This window comes from Halobellus salinus (assembly GCF_014646875.1).
GTDB lineage: Archaea > Halobacteriota > Halobacteria > Halobacteriales > Haloferacaceae > Haloquadratum > Haloquadratum salinum.
The window spans coordinates 1-19,505 of sequence record NZ_BMOC01000029.1 but is presented as its reverse complement, the minus strand read 5'-3'; the positions used below and the strand labels follow the sequence as shown (position 1 = coordinate 19,505).

Here is a 19,505-nt window from a genome sequence, read left to right as displayed (position 1 = left end):
CACTTCGTGACGGTCACGAAGTGATATTGGAGCGCATAGACCGTGTGCGACCCGGTTTCGAGGTTGTATTTCATTTGGCCGTACCGATTTCTATACACCCAATTCTGATAAAGGTTCGTAGTCGTGGGGTATTCGGCCTGCAACCGATGGTGGTTCGTGTAGGAGTTGTCGGCTTCACGCCCGTGTTAAAGAGCGGGATTCTCGCCTTGAAAAAAGATAGGAAGGCGGCTCGCCGATAGCCCCGACTCCCTCTGAGTCGTTGGCCTACGTGATCGCACTACCCGGCTCTCGCCGGGCACGCTCGGAGAAGTATCGCAGCCGACCTCCGAGATCGGCGGTTGGGTCGGGGACAACACACCTCAGATTGGTGGATTCGCTAAGCGAAGAACCGCGTGACAACAGCGGCTGATCACGAGGGCTGTGCGGCGCTGTATCCCCTCTCTGCTCGCGCCGTCCCTTCGGTCGACGCTCGCTGAGGAAGAGAGCGTAGCGCCTCAATTCAGCGGATGCGAACCACGCTGTTCCACTGAGCCGTGTGCTGTCGCTCACGGATGTGGATGCGAGGAGAGGGATTCGAACCCGCGGACACCGACGAGAGCGGCTGTTGGGTCCGTTGGCTTTTCGAGACTCGGCCACCCTCGCGCAACTCGAGTGTCGGGGGTCGCCGCGATTGAAACCCCGATCTGTGCGGGCTACCCCAGCTGGTCCCGGAGCCGCGGGGGGAGTTCGAGCCAGAGTCCGACGACGACGGCAGGCCCGAGGATCGCACCGGTGAGGAGGACGGCCCCGCCGCCGACCACCGCAGCAGCCACCAGTCCCACCAACGCTACGACGACCGCAACAACCACGCCCCCGGGTGCGAGCACATCGGCGGCGCCCGCCGCGTAGTCCGCCACGGCACCGGGGAGTTCGCGGACGCCCGGATCCTGCGACATACGACGACCGACGGCGGCCCGACTCATAGAACTGTCCACTCCGGTGCGGCGGTTCACCACTCGATCGGCCGTCTGTCCCGCCAGAACCGGCCGCCCGGCGAGTCCGACCGGAACCGACACAGCCACGTCGGGGTCTCCGCGCCCCGCTCAACCGACCGATCGGCCTCCTCACCGCCCATATCGGTCCGGACCCACCCCGGACACGCCGCGTTCGCGAGCAGCCCCTCGTCGCCGTACTCTCCGTGGAGGTACGCAGTAAGCCCGTTCACTCCGGTTTTCGACACGCGGTAGGCGGGCGACCCGCCGGATTGTGGTTCGCCGATCGCGCCCAACCCGGAGGAGACGGTGACCACGCGGCCCCCGTCGGACTGGAGCAGAAGTGGCACAGTGTGTTTACACACCAGCATCGGGCCGCGGAGGTTCGTCGCGAGCGTCCGATCGATGGTGTCGACCGACTCCGAGACGATGTCGGAGCCGAACTCCCCGACCCCGGCGTTGTTGACCACGATGTCCAGCCGTCCCGCGGTCCCGAAGATCTCGTCGGCCGCCCCCGAGATCTCGCCTTCCTGGGTGACGTCCACGAGGAGGTGCTCCCACGCGTCGGGAACGTCGTGAGTCACAGACCGGGTGGCGGCGAAGACCGTCGCGCCGAGGTCGTGGAGGTTCGCCGCAATCGCCCGGCCGATTCCGCGGTTGGCGCCAGTGACGAGAGCGACCTGTCCGTCGAGGGAGTCGTAGAGGTCCGGATCGGGCGTGGCGTCTGTCATCGTCGTAGCGAACGGTCCGGTGCGGCAAGGGGGTTCCGACCGCCGGTGCGGTCCCGGTCAGTCCGTGAAATCCCGGCGCATCGCGATCTCGAACCACGGGCACAGCCGGAGCTGTCGGTACCACGAGAGGTTGTCGTGGAGGTGTTCGTAGTCGGCCCACAGCAGCCCTGCGATCTCCGCTTCGTCGGGGTCGAGGGAGGTGTCCTCCAGCGTGACCTTCAGCACCGAACAGACCTCCCACTCCAGACCGGCGTTCTCGTAGTAGCGTTTGTACTCGAATTTGTCCGTCACCCGGAGGTCCGAATACTGGTCCGGGGTGATCCCGAGTTCGTCGTCAAGCCGCTCCTGTGTAGCCGCTGTCTGGGTCTGGCCTTCAACGGGGTGAGAAGCGACCGTGCCGTCCCAGTGGGTGTCCCAGAGCCGCTTTTCGGGCGCCCGCTGGCCGAGCAGGATCCGACCCTCGGCGTCGAAGACGAGACACGTGAACGCGCGGTGGCGGATCCCATCGCCGGTGTGGGCGTCGAGTCGGTTGACAAGGCCCGTTGGAGCGTCGTCGGCGTCGACCGCGATCACATCCTGGCCCGCGTTCTCGTGGATCGGCTCCGCGTCGGTGTCCGCGCCCCCCGCGTCGTCGCGATGGTCTGTACTCATACCGCACGACTCGCACAGGGGGCTCAAGGAGTCTTCGGTGCGCGCCCACCGATGAAGGGCCGGTTCCGCCCCACGCGGCTCAACGGTCGAACCGAACCACGTCCGTTGCGTCGTCGAGCCGGTCCCGCCACGCCGTCTCCGTATCCAGCGTTGCGAACGCCTCCCGTTCGGGACGACCGCCACACCGGTCGACCACGTCGGCGAGCCACCGGAGCCGCGCGAGGAGGTCGTCGGTGTCGTACGCCGGGACGTCGAGCCGCGAGGCCGCAACAGTCGCCTCGATGGTGGCCGCGAACCCACGGTTGATCCGCGGGACAGCCGGCTCGGGCGCGGCCGCCGCGACTGGGTGGAGTCGCCACGTCTCCCACCGGGTGCCGCCATCCTCGCCGGCGTCAACCTGCTCGGCCCGCACCTCGACCCACGCGTGGGCGTCCGGGAGCACCGGCGCTTCGAACTCTCGGATGGTAAGCGCGGCGTCGACGAACGTCCGCGGGTCGGAGACGAACTGGATCACCCCGCCGCCACGCCGGTGGAAGTTCCGCCTGGTCCGGGTGTTGCCCCACGTGGTAGCGGTGACCGGGTCGCCGTGTGTGGCGTCGCCGTGTGTGGCGTCGCCGTGTGTGGCGTCGCCGTGTGTGGCGTCGCCGGCCCCCGTCGGCGCGTGGAGCCCCAGCGCGGCGAGGTTCCACAGGTCGTTCGGCCCGAGCGTCGTAACCACGGACTCTGTGACCCCGCGGAGCGGGAGCGGCCACCCGTCGACGCGGTCGGCGTCGACCGAATCGACGACGGGACCGTACTCGGTGTCGGACGCCGGGGGGGTGCCCGGCGCGTCGTCTCCGGCGTCGGTCACACCGACACACCCCGTTCGAGCGCGACAAACGTCGCCGCAGTGACCAGGTCGGCGGTCGCGCCGGGGTTGATGCCGCGGTCAAGCAGGTCGGCGTCCAGGGCGGCGACGGCGTCGGAATCGCCGCGAGCGGCTGCCGCACGCTTGCGGACCTCTGTTGCGACGGCCGCCCCGTGTACCGTCCGGATCAGTGTGTCCTCGTCGGTCGCGAGACGATCGAGGAACGCTCGTGCCACCCGGTCCGTCAGCGGGCCGTCGTCGTCAACGATCCCCGCCGCGGTCTCGAACGTCCGCCGGAAGCCCGTTGTCCACTCGGTCGCGTTGCTGTCGGCAGTGGTCCGCGAGAACACGTCCGAGAGCGTGACTCCGCGGGCTTCGAGCGTCGGGATCGCCTCCGCCCCGCGCCGGACGTCCAGGTCGACTATGCCTTCCGGTGGATCCGGGACCGCGACGTCGACGTGGTCGAACGCGCGGTAGAACGCCGCCGCGTCGGCGACAGTGGTCGATGCGACGACCGCGGCGGCGCCGTCAGGCGAGAGGTCCCGGTCCGAAGCGGCCGCAGCGCGGACAAGCGGAACCAAGAGGAGGAGGCTCCCGAACTGGGTGTTGGTCCCGGCACCCCGGCTCATCCCGGCGACCGCGCGCTCGAACGCAGCCCCGACCGGGTCGCCCACGGCGGCGGCGCGGAGCCCCACGCCCGCCCCGACACCACCCGCGAGGAAGTGGCCGAGCCGCAGGTCCGGGTGGTCGTGGTCGCGGTCGACGTTCCCCGGCTTCGGCGCCGCGCCGACGTCCGCGAGCAGCGCCACCTGGGCGCGCTCCGGGGGGCCCCAGTCGGCGTCGGTCGGCGACGATGGAGGGGGCGTCACTGCGCGTCGACCCCCAGGTCGACCCGGGGCGGGTCACCGGCCTCACTGCTGTCCCACGCATCGACCGCGCGCCGGACCCGCTGCCGGACCGCTGGTTCGGTGCTCGGCCGGCCGATGCTCACCGCGTCCGCGCCGTACGCCAGGTACTCGGTGACGCTCTCCCGGCCGCGGACCTCGTTGTTGGCGATCACGAAGAGTGACGGCGCGGCGTCGGCGACCGCCTGGATCACGGCTTCCGAGTCCATGGCGTCGACGTGGATCGCGTCCGCGCCGGCAGCCGTGACCGTGCGGGCAGTGGCGGGGAGATCGACGCCCGCCACCTCAGCGCGGACCTTCACGCTCGTCGGCGCCCCGGTGCCGACCGCGGCCGCGACGAACGCCCGCAGCCGGTCAGGGTCCCGGAGCAGCGCCTCGCCGCACCCCGCCGCACACATCTCGGCCTGCCGGCAGTGAGCGTTGATCTCGACGATCGCGTCGCGGGCGGCACACACCGCCGCGGCCTCGGAGACGGCGTCAGGCGAGGCGGCCCGCACGTTCACTCCGGGCGTGATCGGCGCGTCGGCGAGCGCGTCGAGTTGGCTCTCGACGAACCCGATCGGGTCGGGCGGGAGGAACTCCTCGCGGTCGCTGGCGACGAGCGCGCGCGCGGCCTCGCGGGTTTGGTCGTCGACGGCGATCCCGCCCAGAAACGCCGCGCCGGCGTGGTCGGCCCCGGCCCGGGCCCACGCGGCGTCGGCCGCGCCGCTGAGGCTGGCCAGGGCCACCCGCGGTGCAAACATCTACGCGTCTCCTCCCGTCGGGTACCCGGTGTCGCCGCCCACCGACGTCGCCTCCGACAGCGCGGCGTCGGCCGCGCGGGCGACGCGCGCGGCGTCGATTTCGTCGTCGATCCGGGTGTCGGTTCGGACGACCGGCCGCTCCAACTCGGTCGGATCGTCGTCGTCGAGCACGAACGCGTCGGCGAACGGGTACGCGGCCGCGACTCCGGCGGTCGAGGCGTCGTACCCGACCCCACGCATCAGCGCCGGCGCGGGCCCCGAGAACACCTCAGAGCCGACGAACGGCGACACCGCCACGACGGGCGTCGATTCCAGCGCCTCAGCGACCCCCGCCATCGCGGTCATCGGCCCGATGCTCGTAACCGGGTTCGAGGGGCCGACGACCACGGGATCGGAGAGCGCACTGCGGACCTCGGGCGTGGGCGTCGCAGTCTCGGCGCCGCGGAACTCCACCTCCTGGACCTCGGGGTCCCCGCGGCGGTGGACCCAGTACTCCTGGAAGTGCATCGCACCCTCGTCGGTGTGGACGATGGTCGCAACGGGGTCGTCGCTCATCGGCAGGAGGTCGATTCCGAGGCCGAAGGCCTCCGCGAGTGTCCGCGTCACCTCGGTCAGCGACCACCCCTCGTCAAGTAGCGACGTCCGGGTGAGGTGGACCGCGCGGTCGCGGTCGCCGATCTGCATGAACTCCGCGACGCCGGAGAACCGCCGCCACTCGGCGATCTCGCGGCCGGCGGTCTGGGCGTCGTCACCGAGGTACTGCGGGCCGACATCGAGCCCCGCGGCGTCAGCCAGCCGTTGGAGTTCGTCGTGCGTCGCGGTGGTGTCGCCGTCGATCCCCCACCAGGTGTCGGTGTCGAGGACGCCGCCGCCGTGGAACAGGACGGTGTCGACGTCCGGACACACCAGGTGACCGCCGAGTTCCACGTCGTCGCCGGTGTTCGCCACTACGGTCGTCGCCGACGGGTCGAAAACGGCCTCGGCACCGTTGAGTAGCTTCGGCGTTCCGGTCCCACCGGCGAGGAACGTGACCATACCCCGGGTACGGCCGACGGCGGTTTGAACGTTGCTTCGGCGGCAGCGGGACAGCAGAACCGGACGTTGAGGGTGCTTCGCAATTCTCAATTATGGGAATGTAACGCGGAGGGTTAAATAACATCATAATCTCGTCTATCCTGATGTCAACAGGTCACGAAGGGTCGGCCGCCAAACAGTATCTCGAAAATACACCCGACGGAACCGAAATCCCGGACGAGTCGTTCACCAAGCGCCACCGTGGTGTGGTGGCGTTCACGGTCGCGCTCCTCCCCGTGGTGTTCGTGATTAGCCGGTTGGAAGGGGTAGAGTCCGTCACTGGTGCGGAGTTGCCCGCGATCCCGCTCACGCACTCGCTGGTGGGAACGGGGCTCGTCTTGGGCGTTCTCGTGGTTGCCGCGCTGCCGCAGATGCCTCGCCGAGCCCGCTCCTCGCTCGCGTCGGTCGGGTTCATGATCAACGCCTCGGTTCTGGCGTACTTCACCGGTGGGTTCATCGAGGCCCACTTCCTGTACTTCGTCGGTGTCGGTGTGGTTGCGCTGTACGAGGACTGGATCCCGTTCGTGATTACGATCGGATACGTCGCGATCCAGCACAGCGTCTTCGGGCTCATCGAGTGGTTCACCGTGTACAACCACCCGGCGGCGATGGCAAACCCGATTGTCTGGGGATCGATCCACGCACTCGGGGTGTTGATGCTCGCGACCACGATCACATTTCTCTGGCAATCGCTCGCGATCCAGCGCCAGCAAGCCCGACAGAAGGTCCAAGAGAAACTCGAGGAAGTCGAAGAAGCCAGGGCCCTCGCCGAAGAGAAACAGCAGGAGGCTGCCCAGCAGCGGGAACAGATGACCGAGTTGAACGATGATCTGGAGGAGACGGCCAGGTCGTACCAGTCAGTGATTGTCGACTGTGCGAACGGCGATTTCACGCGTCGGCTGGACGAGTCCGTGGACAACGAGGCCATGGCCGACATCGCCACCACGTTCAACGAGATGATGGCGGAACTCGAAGAGACGGTCGGGACGATCCGTGCGTTCGCGAACGACGTGGCCACCGCGAGCGAGGAGGTCACCGTCGGGACCAGAGAGACCCAACAGGCGAGCCAGCAGGTCACCGAATCCGTCCAAGCCATCTCGGCGGACGCGGAAGCGCAGTCCGAGAACCTCGACGAGGTGGCCTCCGAGATGCAGAGCCTCTCCGGTACAGTAGAGGAGATCGCGTCGTCGGCCAGCGAGATCGCACGGAAATCGGAGCGGACCTCCGAGATCGGACAGCAGGGCCAGGCAGCCGCCGGTGACGCGATGGACGAGATGGACGCGATCAAAGGGAAGTCCGACGAAACCGTCGAAGAGGTCGGGTCACTTGCCGACGAGATCGGGGAGATCGGCCAGATCGTAGACCTGATCACGGAGATCGCCGAGCAGACAAACATCCTAGCGCTCAACGCGTCGATCGAGGCTGCACGTGCGGGCGAGGCGGGCGAGGGCTTCGCCGTTGTCGCCGACGAGATCAAGCAACTCGCGGGCGAGACGGCCGACGCGACCGATGAGATCGAAGCCCGGATCCAGAGCGTCCAGGCGACGTCCGACGAGGCGGTGGCCGACATCGAAGAGATGGGCGACCGCATCGCCACCGGGGCCGACACGATCGCGGATGCGCTCGACGCGCTCGACGACATCGCAGCCAACGTCGACGAAGCCAACCAGAGCATCCAGGAGGTAAGCGCCGTCACGGACGATCAGGCCGCGTCGACAGAGGAAGTCGCCAGCATGGTGGATCAGGTGACAGACGCGGCCCAACAGGTCAGCAGCGAGTCGGATAACGTCTCGGCGGCCGCCGAAGAGCAGACGTCGTCGATGACGGAGGTCTCCCAACACGCCGAAACGCTGGCCGCCAGGGCCGACGAACTCCAGGGTGAACTCGACCAGTTCACCATCGAATCGGAGGCGGGTTCGGCGTCGACCGCCGGGACCGGTGAGTCGGGGACGTCCGCGTCGAGCGCGCCCCTGTCCGGTGCTGATCCCGAATCCGGAGGTTCCAACGGGAGTGGGGAGGGCGTGTCGTTCACCGACGGTGACGGGCCAACGACGTTGGATCCGGACGGTCTGTCGCCGACCCACGACTGAGACCGACTCCTCTCACGGGGTGCCGCCGAGCGCCACCTCCCTCAACAGCGCTCGGCGGTGAGAAACTTGCGGAACCGGGGGCGACCGTTGGCCGCCGACTCGGTCAGCCGTGCAATCGGCCTGCGGGTGCCGGGCTCGATCCGTACGCGAATTCGATAGTGTGCAATACTGCACACCCATACAGACCCGACGTTTCCGAGGGACGGCTGTGGTGGGCTAAGAGGTGACACTGAATCTGGGGAAACACGCTTGAGACGGCACAGATACGGCTTCGCGCTGACCCGGTGGGAGAGAGGTCACGCAGATCAACCACCACGCATCGATAGTTGTGTAGAATTCCTGCAAAACTATTAAGCGGATCGAACGCGTAGCACGTGGTATATGAGCGAATCAGACAACGTCAACGAGATCCGAGAACAGAAGCGAAAAGAGCTGCTGGAACAGGCCGGTGCGGCGTCCGAGTCCGACCCCGACCCCGCGGGCGCGCCGGGGGAACCGGTTCACATCGGGAGCCAGGAGGAGTTCGCCGAGACCACGCGTGACGGTGTGGTGCTGGCGGACTTCTACAGATGAACAAGGCGAGTGCCTCGGGGCTTGACCCCGAGGGTGAAGCCGACACTTAGACGTGTTCTGTTCGTTCGATATACCGTTCAATCGTCTCCGTGGATACCTGCCCCGCCGTTCCGATGTAGTACGACTGTTCCCAAAATCCACCACCCCATAGATACTCCGTCAAGTACGGTTCGTGCTGTTCCCACATCTCCCGAGCCGTGATGCTCTTGACCGTCCGTGCAATCTCGCTCGGCGCGTGTTTCGGATGGGCTGTCAGGAACAGGTGTACGTGGTCGGGTGAGATGTGGAGCGACAGTATCTCGTAGCCGTACTCGTCGCACACGTCGCGGAAACTCGCTTCCAGCGAATCCTCGATGGGTTCGAGAATTGCGTGACGATATTTCGGGCACCACACGAAGTGGTAGTTGACGTTGTACACTGTGTGATTCGACCGCTTCTCACCAACACAGTTAAGTATATCCAAAGGATATACGTGAGTATGGCGAATCGTTTTAAAATCGACGGCGAGGAAGTTCTCGACGGCAAGGTCAAACCGTTTGGGAACAGTGCCCACGTCACCGTCCCGAAACGCTGGCGTGGGGCTGACGTGAAGGTCGTCCGAACCTCAGAACCCACCGAACAAGACGAAGAATGACCGACGCACAGGCTCTCGTCAAGACGCTGGACTTCCAACTCGACATCCAGAGTGACAACGAGAGTCTGCTGTACGACGCCACACTCGAAGCCCGCTCGGTGTATAACGAGACCATCCAACTCGCCAAAGAAGGCGTGGACTGGAATGTGATTCCCGACCGCGTGGCTGACGACGCCAACCTCGTGAAGAACACAACTCAGCGCGTCGTTGCGAAGGCACTCGGCGCGATGGAGAACTACTACGAATACGATGACTTCGGCCAGCCGAGTCATACCAAAGACGGCGCGTATCCGCTCCGAGCGAACTACGAGGAGGGGTACAATCTGTCGCTCACCAACGACGGCGACGTGGCGTTCCGCGTCAGCGCGAAGCCGTACAAGCACGTCACGGGCGTCCTCGAAGGGAGTGACGTTCACCTCGACATTCTCAAGACCGCACTCGAAAGCGACGAGTGGAAGATTGGAACGGCAGAAGCTCTGTTTCACAACGACAACGCCGAGTTGCACGTCAACGTCACTAACACCGAGCAAACTGTTCGAAATAAGCAGGACTCACAGACTGTCATCGGTGTGGACGTGAACGAGGATAACGTCGCGCTGACCGCACTCTCTGAGGATGGCGTCGAGGACACGTTGGTTATCGACTTCCCCGAAATCAAGTTCGAGCGCCACCGCTACTTCACGATGCGGAAGCGCGTCCAGAACGCGGGGAAGGACAGTATCCAAGACACGCTGGAAGGGCGTGAGGAACGGTTCGTCCGTGACCGACTCCACAAAGTGTCTCATCACATCGTAGAGTGGAGCCAGCAGTTCGAGACGCCGTGCATCGTCTTTGAAGACCTCAAAGAGATGCGCGACAGTATCGACTACGGCACACGGATGAATCGGCGCTTGCACCACCTCCCGTTCCGTGCGCTCCAATACTACACGTCGTACAAGGCGTCGTTCGAGGACATTCCAACAGCGTGGATTAACCCTGAGTACACGAGTCAGCGGTGTCCGATGTGTGGACACACAGAGCGTGCGAACCGTCACAAGAAGCGGTTCAAGTGCAAGGGCTGTCGGCATCAAGACCATAGCGACCGTGGTGCAAGCGTCAACATCGCCGTGAAGGGCGTGAAGAAACTCAATTGGAATGTGCCTGCTCTCAACAGCCTTCCCCAAGTGCGGAAGGTGCGACGGCAGGCATCGGGGGCCGTGGACGCCCCGACCGTGACCCACCCGACTGCCCGAGGCTATCAGGCCGATGGTCGGATGGGAGTGTCCGACTAATCCACGGGAAGCCTCGGGGCTTGACCCCGAGGCGGTTCACGCGGACTGGTGTGGGCCCTGCAAACAGCTCGAACCCATCGTCGAGGGGGTGGCCGCGAACACGTCGGCGACGGTCGCGAAGGTCGACGTCGACGAGCACCAGGCGCTGGCGGGGCGGTACGGGGTTCGCGGCGTCCCGACGATGGTGCTCTTTAGCGACGGCGAGGCTGTCGAGCAGGTCGTCGGCGTCCGGGGCGAGGACCAACTCTCGACGCTGATCGAGAGCTACACCTGATCTCCGGCGGATCCCGCGGTCTGCGGCCCCGCCGCGGGACCGGTCGACGAGACGCCTGCCCGCGTCAACGCACCGGGCGATACGGCCGTCTCACGCCCGACGACCGTTTATATCGCCCGCTCGCCTCAACAGCCGTCCGCACGATTCGACCGTCCCCGTCGGCGCGAGCGGGCGGCCACGCCTCGGCGACTGGGCGCGGCGCTAGTCTTGGATCAGTGCTACACGAAACACAACACTGCCTTCGCACGGGTCGGCAGCGTGGCTGAGCATCCCGTCTCGCCCCGAGCAGCGTTTTCGATCGTTTCCATCGGTTTATTACGCGTTCGTGTTCGACAGCGAAGCATTATTCACTCCTGCAGACATACGGAAAGTATGAATGTGAATGTGGGTCAGGCGGACAAGACAGTACGTACCGTCGTCGGCGCGCTCGCCGGGGTGGCCGCACTTGCGACGCTCGCGGGCACGGCCCCGTTGCCCGCGCTTGCGGCACCCGTCCTGGGCGTCGGCGCCCTGATGCTGCTTGTGACTGCCTACACTGGGTTCTGTGGGCTGTACTCGGTACTGGGCGTCGACACCTGCCCGGCGGACGCGCGGTAGAGTCGCACACGCAGCCACACTGGTTTCGGTCGCCGTCGGTGGAGTGGGATCCGGTCAGAACGGCGGCGCGTCCGCTCCACACAGAACGCGCGTACGGCCGGCGCGCTACGCCCGCTCTTCGGCGTGGCCGTTCGCGAGTTCGTCGGCGACGACTTCGGGGGTCAGAAGCGCAGGGTCGATCGCGAGGTCGGCCTGCCCGCGGGCGAACTCCGGCAGCGACTCCCGGGAGTAGGTCACGATCCGGACGTCGGTGTTCGCCTCTTTCGCCACCGGAATCGCGGAGGCGTCGTCCATCTCGGTGAGCACGAGCGTGTGGGCCTCCGCGAGCCCGGCGGCGTCGAGCGACTCTCTGGTGGCGATCCCTTCCACGCGGACGATCTCGGCGCCGAGCGCCTCCAACTCGCCCGCGAGGCCGTCGTCGTCGGGACCGGCGAGGATGATCATCGAACTCACTCGTACTCGATGGTCGCGGGCGGTTTGTGCGTTACGTCGTAGACCACGCGCGCGACGTTGTCGTTCTCGCCGGTGATCCGCGACTGGATGCGCTGGAGGGTCTCCCACGGGAGCTCCTGAGCGCGGGCGGTCATCCCGTCGCGGGACTCCACCGACCGGACCGACACGATCCACCCGTGGACGCGGTTGTCGCCTTTCACCCCCGTGGCCTTGCCCACGACCGCGGCGAACGCCTGCCAGGGGTCGTGCTCGGCGGTCTCTTCCTCAACGACGTGACACGCCTTGCGGGCGACCGCAACCTTTTCTCTGGTGGCTTCCCCGATCACGCGGATCGCGAGCCCCGGTCCGGGGAACGGCATCCGCTCCTCGGTGACCGCCCCGAGTTCGAGTTCGCGGGCGACCTCGCGGACTTCGTCCTTGTAGAGGTCCCGAACGGGTTCGACGATCCCCTCGAAGTCGACGACCTCGGGCAGTCCACCGACGTTGTGATGGGATTTGATGTTGCCCTCGGACTCGATCCGGTCGGGGTAGATCGTCCCCTGGACGAGGTAGTCGGCGTCTGCCGATTTCGCCTCCCGCTCGAACTCCCGGATGAACTGCTCGCCGATCGCGTGGCGCTTGCCCTCGGGGTCGGTGACGCCGGCGAGGGCGTCGAGGAAGCGGTCCTGCGCCCCCACGATCCGCAGCGAGTCCATGTACGAGAAGGTCTCGCGGATCCCCTCGGTCTCGCCTTTCCGCATCAGCCCGGTGTCGACGTAGACGGGCGTCAGCCGGTCGCCGATCGCACGGTACGCCAGGGCCGCCGCGACCGAGGAGTCGACGCCGCCCGACAGCGCGATGATGGCGTTGCCGTCACCGATCGCCGACTCGATTTCCGCGACCGCCTCCTCGATGAACGGCTCGACGTCGACCATCAGGCCTGCACCTCCTGGTCTCCGAGGTCACGCGCGTCCAACTCTCCGGTAACCGCTTCGAGAAAGCCCACAAACGGCGGGCTGGCGCGGTCGGGCCGCGACCGGAACTCGGGGTGGAACTGCGTCCCAAAAAAGAACGGGTGGTCGTCGCGTTCGAGGATCTCCATCCGGTTGTCCGCGGTGCCGGAGAACGCGAGCGCGCCACCCGCCAACTCCTCGATGTACTCGGGGTTGACCTCGTAGCGGTGGCGGTGGCGCTCGGTGCAGACGGTGTCGCCGTAGACCCGCTCGGCGAGCGACCCCGACTCGATGTCGGTGTCGTGGGCGCCGAGCCGCATCGTGCCGCCCATGTCCTCGACCTCGTACTGCTCGGGCAGGATGTCGATGACGGGGTGGAGAGTCTCGGGATCGAGCTCCGCGGAGTGGGCGCCCGACAGCCCGAGGACGTTCCGGGCGTGTTCGACGACCGCCATCTGGAAGCCCAGACACAGCCCCAGGAAGGGAACGTCGTTCTCGCGGCAGTACTCGACGGCGTTGAGTTTGCCCTCGATGCCGCGCGTCCCGAACCCGCCGGGGACGACCACGCCGTCGGCCCCTTTCAACCTATTTTCGTGGCGGTCGAGCATCTCGTCGGAGTCGACCCACTGGACGTTCACTTCGGTCCGACGCTCGATCCCGGCGTGTTTCAGCGCCTCGTGGACCGACATGTACGCGTCTTCGAGGTCGTACTTCCCGACGAGGGCGATGTCGACTTCGGTATCCCTGTCGCGGGTCACGAGCTCGCGCCACCGGTTGTCGCGCTCGGCCGTGGGGAGCGCCTCCCCGTCGATGTCAAGCCGCTCCATCACGTACTCGTCTAACCCTTCGGATTCGACCATCAGCGGGACGTGATAGACGTCCTCGACGTCGGGGTTCGAGAAGACGGCCTCTGTCGGCACGTCGCAGAACAGCGCGATCTTCTCTTTGGTCTCGGGGTCGAGCTCGTCCTCACACCGCCCCACGAGGATGTCTGGCTGAAGCCCGATCGATCGGAGTTCCTTCACCGAGTGCTGTGTGGGTTTGGTCTTCTGTTCGCCGTTCTTCGAGTACGGCACCAGCGTCACGTGTGTGAAGAGGATGTCACCGTCGTCTTCCTCGTGGGCGAACTGCCGGAGGGCTTCGAGGTAGGGCATCCCCTCGATGTCGCCGACGGTGCCGCCGACCTCGACGATGCAGACGTCGGTCCCGACCGCGGCCTCCCGGATCCGCCGCTTGATGTCGTCGGTGATGTGGGGGATGATCTGGACGGTCTGGCCCAGGTAGTCGCCCCCGCGCTCCTTCTCGATGACGTGCTGGTAAGTCTTCCCCGTCGTAACGTTGTGGTCGGAGGTCATGTCGGCCCCGAGGAAGCGCTCGTAGTTCCCCAAATCGAGGTCGACCTCGCCGCCGTCCTTTAACACATATACCTCCCCGTGCTGGTAGGGGTTCATGGTCCCCGCGTCGACGTTGAGATACGGGTCGATTTTGACTGCGGTCACGTCGAAGCCCGCATTCGAGAGGAGTCGGCCGGTGCTGGCGGCGGTTATACCCTTCCCCAGCCCCGACATCACGCCACCCGTCACGAAGATGAATTTCCGACCCAACGAGGGGTCGTACCCGGTTTCGGGTTCCTTCGGCATACCGAGTGTGCGCGAGGCCGCATCAAAACGGTTTCGGAGGGGATACGGACACGACTGAGTGACGAGTAAGACTGAGACGAACGGAGGCGTGAAGACTTCGGAAGCCCCCGCGCTCTCGACTCGATGCGCTCGCTGCGGTCCTCGGCGCTCACTCCGCTCGCGCCTGCGGTCCTTACGTCGCGCGTCTTCGCCGAGAGCGCGGCCCCTTCCAGTCCCGCCCAACGCGGATTTTCGGTCGGCCACCGCGCATCCGAATACGGCCGTCGGCACAGGCACCTCAGGTATCAAACTGTGGTACTACGGGCAGCTTTTCGATCCTACGATGGCATTCAATACAAAGGGTGATTAGATTATCAAGTGCGTTCATCTCGGTGAAATCCGGCTCTCCGTCATCTGTTTCTCGGTAAAATTCCCGGACCGGCGTGAGATGATGGACGCTTAATTCTCGTCCGTACTTATCAAAATGTTCAGCCTCGGTACAGCCACAGCGCTGACATTGTCTTCCGTCCCGTTCTACAGTCCGCTTACGCTGTGTCAACCAGTTCGGTCCTCTGTATAGCCCTATTCCACCCTCCCACGCTGGCGCATCCTCTCCAGCTCTAAACTCTGACCTCCATTCGCCCATACAGTCGTAATTACAGAAGTGATACGTCCGCATCTCAACTACTGCTGGAATCCGCTGCATCGAATTACCACACCATTCGCAGTTCACCTCAATTCTCTCTGTCAGCGGATGCGCATCACCGGCGAACTGTTCACTTCGCCACGTATGTAGGCATTCTTGGGAACAGAACGTGTTTTGTTTCCCTGCGATGTCGCTCTGCAGTCGTTGGTCAGATTCACCACAGACCGTACATTCGACAATTATACGCTTTGCAACGTGCGTGCCCGGGCGGTTGAGTTCACTATAACTATATCCAGCGGCCAGCAGCGCTTCCGACCAACTTCCGAACTCACGGCGGTATGGTTTTTCGCCATAGGCTCCGTCTTTTTGCATCTCCTTTCGAGTGGGCGTCTTTCCAAGGTCTTCACCGAGACGTTGTAATTCCTCCAAGAGATCCTGGCGCGAGATCCGATTGTTTCCACCTCGCATATCGGGGTTTGGGATCCCAGCCGCTGCTCGTCCTTCAGTGAATCTTCCAAAGCGATTCCGGACAGCGGATGCGGAGTAGTGACCATATTCTCTATATTGGGATTCAGATGGAGGAGAATCCAACTTCTGATAGACGCGGCGGAGGTCAGCAAGGAGGTCATCTTTGTCAACCCTTTCGCCCATTCAATCCCCACAGGTACTGAACGGGGAGGAGTGCCAAAAATCCAGTGTGTAAAAAAACGATTCTTGGATCACTTTTTATGCGAGGTATCTTCTGAGTCCCGCACGCTGTTCCGTCAATATACCATTCCTTACGATTAGCATAGGTCGAAAGTTGAAAGTCCGCTCAGTCGCTCGCGACGCTCTCGCCCGGCGACGACTCGCGCGACACCACCTCGTCGGCGACGAAGTCGACGCGTTCGACGCCCGGGATTTCGAGCACGAGATCCGGCCCGAACGCCGACGCCGGGGTCTGATACCCGTCAGGCGCGTCGCCGTCGAGGACCTTTTCAGCGATCAGCGCGGCGGCCTCGGCGGTGAACCGGTAGGTCTCGGGCGTCCGGAGCCGGGAGACCAGCCGGTCGTCCGGGGTCCGGACCTCACCCCAGACGTGCGCTTCGCCGGAGGCTCGCGTCTCCGCGTCGGGGCCGTCGACGTACCGGTCGATCAGCCACGATGCGCCGCGTTGGACCGCCTCGGTGTCGAAAACCCCGCCAACGTACGGCGCGAGCGCCACCGCAGTTCGCCCCGCCCGCGGGAGCGCGAGGTAGACGTCGATGTTCGGGATGCCCGTGGTGTGGTAGGCCGTCGAGACGTCGCCCCACGGGATCGACACCGCGCGCTGGAGGCCGTCGCCGAAGTCGACCACGCGGGTCCGCTCGCCGACCGGTTCCGCGCGAAGGACGCCGTTGCGACGGGCCGCGCCCTCGAGGCCGCCCCCCGAGAGGGCGGTCTTGAGCGTCCCCGGGGAGACGCCGCCGTCGGCGTCGAACGCGAGCGAGAGGTGCGTCGCCTCCGGAAGCCGGCCGTGGAGGTGCGCCGCGAGGCAGTCGGTGGGGACCACGTCGAAGCCGACGCCGGGAAGCAGCGTCACGCCCGCCTCAACGGCGTCGGAGCCGCGACGGCTGATCCGCTCGAACACCGGGAGTTCACCGGTGATGTCCAGGTAGTGGGTCCCGGTGTCGAGGCAGGCGTCGATCATCGGGTCGACGGTCTCCGCAAAGGGGCCGGCGCAGTTGAGCACGGCGTCGACATCGTCGAAGTGAGCATCGGCCTCGGCGACCGGGAACGACCGGGCCCGGAGGTCGTTGGCGGTCGCGACCCCACGGGTCTTCGCAGCGTTGCGGCCGGCGACGATCGGGTCGTACCCGCGGTCGATCGCGGCGTCGACGACGAGGCGACCGGTGTAGCCGTACGCGCCGTAGACGAGGAGTCGTGGGGTGTCGGAGTCTGGCATAATGCCGGGTAGACGCGGGACCGACAAAGGCACGTCGGCACGGCCGCGTCGCGACCGACAGTCGCCGACGCGACACCGAAACGGTCGACTCCGTGGGGGGTGATACCCAACCATGGAGTTTCCACCGATCGGACTCGGGACGTACCGGATGACCGGCCCGGAGGCGTGCGCCGACGCCGTTGCGCGTGCGGTCGACCTCGGCTACGACCACGTCGACACTGCACAGAGCTACGGCAACGAGACGTTCGTCGCCGACGGGTTGGCTGCCGCCGACCGCGACGCCGACGACGTGTTCGTCGCGACCAAACTCGACACCGCGAACCTGGGGTACGACGACGTGCTGGAGACGGCTCGGGAGAGCGCCGACAGACTCGGCGTCGACTCGCTCGACCTGCTGTACGTCCACTGGCCGCTGCACACCTACGACCCGGAGTCGACCCTGCCGGCGCTCGACGCCGCCGTCGAGGAGGGCATCGTCGGCCGGATCGGGCTGAGCAACTTCCGGCCCGACCAACTCCGGGACGCGATGGATCGGCTGGCGAACCCAATCGCGGCCCACCAAGTCGAGATGCACCCGCTCTTGCCACAGCCCGACCTCCGCGAACTCGCAGTCGAGCACGGCCACGAATTGGTGGCGTACTGCCCGATTGCGAGGAACCAGGTCGGCGGGGTCGACCGGATCGTTGAGGTCGCCGAGAGACACGACGCCACCCCGGCGCAGGTATCGCTCGCGTGGCTCGACGCAACAGAGGGGGTGACGCCGATCCCGAAGGCGGCGTCGCCGGCGCACATCCGGGAGAACCTCGCAGCGGTGGACTTGGAACTCGACGGCGACGACATCGCCGCGATCAACGGCGTCAAACGGCGGCACCGGATCGTCGACTTCGACGCCGCGCCGTGGAATCAGGCCTGAGCGCGGGTTGCGACGGCCGGCGGGTGGCTACCCGGACAGCGCCCGCCGGGCCCGCCGTAGTTTCTCCGCCATCCGCTGGGTGCCGTCGACCCCCGCGAGGGTTTCGGCGGCTTCCAGCGTCCGGACGGCGTTGTCGAGAAACGAGAGCACGTCGCCGGGGTAGGCGTAGAGCATGTACTCGTCGCTCATCACATCGACGATGGCGTCGGGGTGGAGCCCCTGCGCGCGGAGTTCCAGCAGGTACTGGATGAACTGTTGTTCGGGGTAGCCGGTGTAGAGGTCGTCGGGGTTTTCGGGGTCGAGGAAGTCCTCGGCGAAGTCCAGCAGCCGGTCGCGGGTGGCGTCGTCAAGCTTTGCCAATCCGTCGCCGGAGTAGAGCACGTCCATCGTGGCTCCCTTGAACGCCCCTTTCGGGATCGAGGTGTCGAGTTGGGACACGATCTGCCGGTGGTTCTTCAGGTATATTTTGTCCGTGATGGCCACGGTTGATCGAGATATGTCGGTGGCGGTCAAAAGCGTCCCGATGCGGCCGCGTGTGAACCGGACGCACGCGGCCCGGGAGTCGTAACGTATTTGCCTCGGACGGGGGTACTGACAGGTGCGTGTCCGGGTTAGGGTAGTGGACCATCCTTCAGCCTTGTGGAGGCTGAGACGCGGGTTCGATTCTCGCACCCGGACTTTTTCACGACGACCGAAGGGATGAGTCGAAAAACCGGAAGCCGAGAGTCGAGTTGCGCGAGGCGCGCGCAGCGAGTCTCGCATTGGGTTCGATTCTCGCACCCGGTTCGTTCTGCCGACGAACGCGGGTGAGGAGACGAAAGTCAGTACCGAGTGACGTTGCGTGCGGCTTCCCGCAGTGCAGAGAGTTGATTCTGCCCTGTTGAATAGCGGGTTCTGAGTGAGGCCGAAGCCACACCAGTTCTGAGACCACCGCTCATAGAGTTGTACAAGGGTACGCAGATTCCGGCTGTCAACGGGGACGCCGCTATTCAACGGAGCATTTCTACCCGGATTCGGATGTGCGCGAACCACCAGACGGCACCTCACTCAAACGGAATCGTTCTGCTCTATTGAAAATGGAAGACAGCGGCAGGATTATTCCGTAACGATTTGAGGAAATGAGGTCGAGAAGGCGATTATGTGAGTCGCTTTGCTCGGCCTCGTTGAGACAGCACTACGCTACGTGTAGCCAAACAAGCGTTGGGGAAGCGAGCGGGCAAGCCCGACTCGGGCGGGCTTGCCCGCGAGGCTCACATCGTCGCGCACTGTATTCGTAAGGAAAAAGGGCACAGCTACGCCGAACTCGTCGATCGGATCAGCCTTATGCCGGAAGTCTGCGACCGCCTCGGAGTCCACCCGGACGCACCGCCTGATCCATCTACGTTCTACTACTCGTTCGACCGTTACGCGATGTACATCTGGCGGGCGTTGCTGCGCATTTCCGCGCAGCAACACCCGCAATCTGGCCGCGTTGCCCTCGACAGCACGTTCTTCGAACGCGAGCAAGCGTCACAACACTACCTCCAGCGATGTGGGCGAAACGTCAAAACGGTCAAAGCGACGACGCTGACCGATACAGAGTCGTTAGTGGTACTTGACGTACACTGCTGTATCGAGCGTGAGCACGATACGAAGGCTGGCCCGCGGGTCGTCCGCC

At 65.3% G+C, this 19,505-nt stretch carries 22 protein-coding genes, 2 tRNA genes and 1 pseudogene; 9 read left to right on the top strand and 16 right to left on the bottom strand.

The window, feature by feature from the left end:
• From IEX72_RS14505 to cofD, 9 genes and pseudogenes are all read right to left on the bottom strand, one after another.
• Positions 1-74: pseudogene (locus tag IEX72_RS14505) on the bottom strand (IS200/IS605 family transposase); the annotation flags it as partial.
• Positions 75-558: 484 nt separating this feature from the next.
• Positions 559-642: transfer RNA gene (locus tag IEX72_RS14500), tRNA-Glu, on the bottom strand.
• Between the two features lie 50 nt (positions 643-692).
• Complete coding sequence (locus IEX72_RS14495) at positions 693-935, bottom strand: hypothetical protein (protein WP_188788599.1); 243 nt, start codon at positions 933-935, stop codon at positions 693-695.
• 53 nt (positions 936-988) lie between these two features.
• Entirely contained in the window at positions 989-1,702 is a 714-nt protein-coding gene (locus IEX72_RS14490) for an SDR family NAD(P)-dependent oxidoreductase (protein WP_188788597.1), read from the bottom strand.
• Between the two features lie 57 nt (positions 1,703-1,759).
• Positions 1,760-2,353: an NUDIX hydrolase gene (locus IEX72_RS14485; protein ID WP_188788595.1), complete on the bottom strand. Its 594-nt coding sequence runs from the start codon at positions 2,351-2,353 to the stop codon at positions 1,760-1,762.
• A gap of 79 nt (positions 2,354-2,432) precedes the next feature.
• Entirely contained in the window at positions 2,433-3,071 is a 639-nt protein-coding gene (locus IEX72_RS14480; protein WP_229663857.1) for a DUF447 domain-containing protein, read from the bottom strand.
• Positions 3,072-3,199: 128 nt separating this feature from the next.
• A complete protein-coding gene (locus IEX72_RS14475) occupies positions 3,200-4,069 on the bottom strand; it encodes a triphosphoribosyl-dephospho-CoA synthase (RefSeq protein WP_188788591.1) in 870 nt (289 codons plus the stop codon).
• Complete coding sequence (locus tag IEX72_RS14470; protein WP_188788589.1) at positions 4,066-4,848, bottom strand: tRNA-dihydrouridine synthase; 783 nt, start codon at positions 4,846-4,848, stop codon at positions 4,066-4,068. Before IEX72_RS14470 ends, IEX72_RS14475 begins: the two co-directional genes overlap by 4 nt.
• Complete coding sequence (gene cofD / locus IEX72_RS14465; RefSeq protein WP_188788588.1) at positions 4,849-5,883, bottom strand: 2-phospho-L-lactate transferase; 1,035 nt, start codon at positions 5,881-5,883, stop codon at positions 4,849-4,851.
• 143 nt (positions 5,884-6,026) lie between these two features.
• Here cofD and IEX72_RS14460 point away from each other — a divergent pair, with 143 nt between their 5' ends.
• Positions 6,027-8,012, top strand: a complete 1,986-nt coding sequence (locus tag IEX72_RS14460) for a methyl-accepting chemotaxis protein (protein WP_188788586.1) — start codon at positions 6,027-6,029, stop codon at positions 8,010-8,012.
• A 381-nt stretch (positions 8,013-8,393) separates the two neighbouring features.
• Entirely contained in the window at positions 8,394-8,585 is a 192-nt protein-coding gene (locus IEX72_RS14455; RefSeq protein WP_188788585.1) for a hypothetical protein, read from the top strand.
• A gap of 46 nt (positions 8,586-8,631) precedes the next feature.
• Here the strand turns inward: IEX72_RS14455 and tnpA are convergent, their stop codons facing one another.
• Positions 8,632-9,042, bottom strand: coding sequence for an IS200/IS605 family transposase (gene tnpA, locus IEX72_RS14450; RefSeq protein WP_188788601.1), 411 nt, complete (start codon positions 9,040-9,042; stop codon positions 8,632-8,634).
• A gap of 21 nt (positions 9,043-9,063) precedes the next feature.
• Between tnpA and IEX72_RS14445 the strand changes: the two genes are divergently transcribed.
• From IEX72_RS14445 to IEX72_RS14430, 4 genes are all read left to right on the top strand, one after another.
• Positions 9,064-9,219: a DUF2080 family transposase-associated protein gene (locus tag IEX72_RS14445; protein WP_188788583.1), complete on the top strand. Its 156-nt coding sequence runs from the start codon at positions 9,064-9,066 to the stop codon at positions 9,217-9,219.
• Positions 9,216-10,490 (top strand): RNA-guided endonuclease TnpB family protein, encoded by a 1,275-nt coding sequence (locus IEX72_RS14440; protein ID WP_188788581.1) that lies wholly within the window; start codon positions 9,216-9,218, stop codon positions 10,488-10,490. The genes IEX72_RS14445 and IEX72_RS14440 overlap by 4 nt, the downstream gene beginning before the upstream one ends.
• A complete protein-coding gene (locus tag IEX72_RS14435) occupies positions 10,465-10,764 on the top strand; it encodes a thioredoxin family protein (protein WP_188788579.1) in 300 nt (99 codons plus the stop codon). Before IEX72_RS14440 ends, IEX72_RS14435 begins: the two co-directional genes overlap by 26 nt.
• 372 nt (positions 10,765-11,136) lie before the next feature.
• On the top strand, positions 11,137-11,361 hold the full coding sequence (locus tag IEX72_RS14430; protein WP_188788576.1) for a YgaP family membrane protein: 225 nt from the start codon (positions 11,137-11,139) through the stop codon (positions 11,359-11,361).
• A gap of 105 nt (positions 11,362-11,466) precedes the next feature.
• Here IEX72_RS14430 and IEX72_RS14425 read toward each other — a convergent pair whose 3' ends face one another.
• The 5 genes from IEX72_RS14425 to IEX72_RS14405 all read right to left on the bottom strand — a co-directional run bounded on the left by IEX72_RS14425 (position 11,467) and on the right by IEX72_RS14405 (position 16,935).
• Positions 11,467-11,805, bottom strand: coding sequence for a DUF7126 family protein (locus tag IEX72_RS14425; protein ID WP_188788574.1), 339 nt, complete (start codon positions 11,803-11,805; stop codon positions 11,467-11,469).
• 5 nt (positions 11,806-11,810) lie between these two features.
• Positions 11,811-12,728 carry a glutamine-hydrolyzing GMP synthase gene (guaA, locus tag IEX72_RS14420; protein WP_188788573.1) on the bottom strand — a complete coding sequence of 306 codons (918 nt, stop codon included), beginning with the start codon at positions 12,726-12,728 and terminating at the stop codon, positions 11,811-11,813.
• Positions 12,728-14,386 carry a CTP synthase gene (locus IEX72_RS14415; protein WP_188788571.1) on the bottom strand — a complete coding sequence of 553 codons (1,659 nt, stop codon included), beginning with the start codon at positions 14,384-14,386 and terminating at the stop codon, positions 12,728-12,730. Before IEX72_RS14415 ends, guaA begins: the two co-directional genes overlap by 1 nt.
• A gap of 277 nt (positions 14,387-14,663) precedes the next feature.
• The gene (locus IEX72_RS14410; protein ID WP_188788569.1) at positions 14,664-15,662 is read right to left on the bottom strand and encodes a homing endonuclease associated repeat-containing protein; all 999 of its coding nucleotides are present in this window, start codon (positions 15,660-15,662) and stop codon (positions 14,664-14,666) included.
• 163 nt (positions 15,663-15,825) lie between these two features.
• The gene (locus IEX72_RS14405) at positions 15,826-16,935 is read right to left on the bottom strand and encodes a saccharopine dehydrogenase family protein (protein WP_188788567.1); all 1,110 of its coding nucleotides are present in this window, start codon (positions 16,933-16,935) and stop codon (positions 15,826-15,828) included.
• Positions 16,936-17,047: 112 nt separating this feature from the next.
• Here IEX72_RS14405 and IEX72_RS14400 point away from each other — a divergent pair, with 112 nt between their 5' ends.
• A complete protein-coding gene (locus tag IEX72_RS14400) occupies positions 17,048-17,848 on the top strand; it encodes an aldo/keto reductase (RefSeq protein WP_188788565.1) in 801 nt (266 codons plus the stop codon).
• A gap of 27 nt (positions 17,849-17,875) precedes the next feature.
• Here IEX72_RS14400 and IEX72_RS14395 read toward each other — a convergent pair whose 3' ends face one another.
• A complete protein-coding gene (locus IEX72_RS14395) occupies positions 17,876-18,331 on the bottom strand; it encodes a DUF5814 domain-containing protein (protein ID WP_188788563.1) in 456 nt (151 codons plus the stop codon).
• A gap of 122 nt (positions 18,332-18,453) precedes the next feature.
• On the opposite strand from IEX72_RS14395, the gene IEX72_RS14390 reads away from it, so the two are divergent.
• Both IEX72_RS14390 and IEX72_RS15305 read left to right on the top strand, forming a co-directional pair.
• Positions 18,454-18,526, top strand: a tRNA-His gene (locus tag IEX72_RS14390).
• 522 nt (positions 18,527-19,048) lie between these two features.
• Positions 19,049-19,505, top strand: a 457-nt coding sequence (locus IEX72_RS15305; RefSeq protein WP_326838268.1) for a transposase, incomplete at its 3' end; no start/stop codon positions are given.

What these genes read in the sequence shown, in the direction of transcription:
- guaA (WP_188788573.1), bottom strand. Translation starts at nt 12,728, where the DNA reads ATGGTCGACGTCGAGCCGTTCATCGAGGAGGCGGTCGCGGAAATCGAG.
- IEX72_RS14410 (WP_188788569.1), bottom strand. Translation starts at nt 15,662, where the DNA reads ATGGGCGAAAGGGTTGACAAAGATGACCTCCTTGCTGACCTCCGCCGC.
- IEX72_RS14405 (WP_188788567.1), bottom strand. Translation starts at nt 16,935, where the DNA reads ATGCCAGACTCCGACACCCCACGACTCCTCGTCTACGGCGCGTACGGC.
- IEX72_RS14460 (WP_188788586.1), top strand. Translation starts at nt 6,027, where the DNA reads ATGTCAACAGGTCACGAAGGGTCGGCCGCCAAACAGTATCTCGAAAAT.
- IEX72_RS14485 (WP_188788595.1), bottom strand. Translation starts at nt 2,353, where the DNA reads ATGAGTACAGACCATCGCGACGACGCGGGGGGCGCGGACACCGACGCG.
- IEX72_RS14490 (WP_188788597.1), bottom strand. Translation starts at nt 1,702, where the DNA reads ATGACAGACGCCACGCCCGATCCGGACCTCTACGACTCCCTCGACGGA.
- IEX72_RS14440 (WP_188788581.1), top strand. Translation starts at nt 9,216, where the DNA reads ATGACCGACGCACAGGCTCTCGTCAAGACGCTGGACTTCCAACTCGAC.
- IEX72_RS14400 (WP_188788565.1), top strand. Translation starts at nt 17,048, where the DNA reads ATGGAGTTTCCACCGATCGGACTCGGGACGTACCGGATGACCGGCCCG.
- IEX72_RS14445 (WP_188788583.1), top strand. Translation starts at nt 9,064, where the DNA reads ATGGCGAATCGTTTTAAAATCGACGGCGAGGAAGTTCTCGACGGCAAG.
- IEX72_RS14495 (WP_188788599.1), bottom strand. Translation starts at nt 935, where the DNA reads ATGTCGCAGGATCCGGGCGTCCGCGAACTCCCCGGTGCCGTGGCGGAC.
- IEX72_RS14435 (WP_188788579.1), top strand. Translation starts at nt 10,465, where the DNA reads ATGGTCGGATGGGAGTGTCCGACTAATCCACGGGAAGCCTCGGGGCTT.
- IEX72_RS14470 (WP_188788589.1), bottom strand. Translation starts at nt 4,848, where the DNA reads ATGTTTGCACCGCGGGTGGCCCTGGCCAGCCTCAGCGGCGCGGCCGAC.
- IEX72_RS14430 (WP_188788576.1), top strand. Translation starts at nt 11,137, where the DNA reads ATGAATGTGAATGTGGGTCAGGCGGACAAGACAGTACGTACCGTCGTC.
- IEX72_RS14415 (WP_188788571.1), bottom strand. Translation starts at nt 14,386, where the DNA reads ATGCCGAAGGAACCCGAAACCGGGTACGACCCCTCGTTGGGTCGGAAA.
- cofD (WP_188788588.1), bottom strand. Translation starts at nt 5,883, where the DNA reads ATGGTCACGTTCCTCGCCGGTGGGACCGGAACGCCGAAGCTACTCAAC.
- IEX72_RS14455 (WP_188788585.1), top strand. Translation starts at nt 8,394, where the DNA reads ATGAGCGAATCAGACAACGTCAACGAGATCCGAGAACAGAAGCGAAAA.
- IEX72_RS14425 (WP_188788574.1), bottom strand. Translation starts at nt 11,805, where the DNA reads ATGATCATCCTCGCCGGTCCCGACGACGACGGCCTCGCGGGCGAGTTG.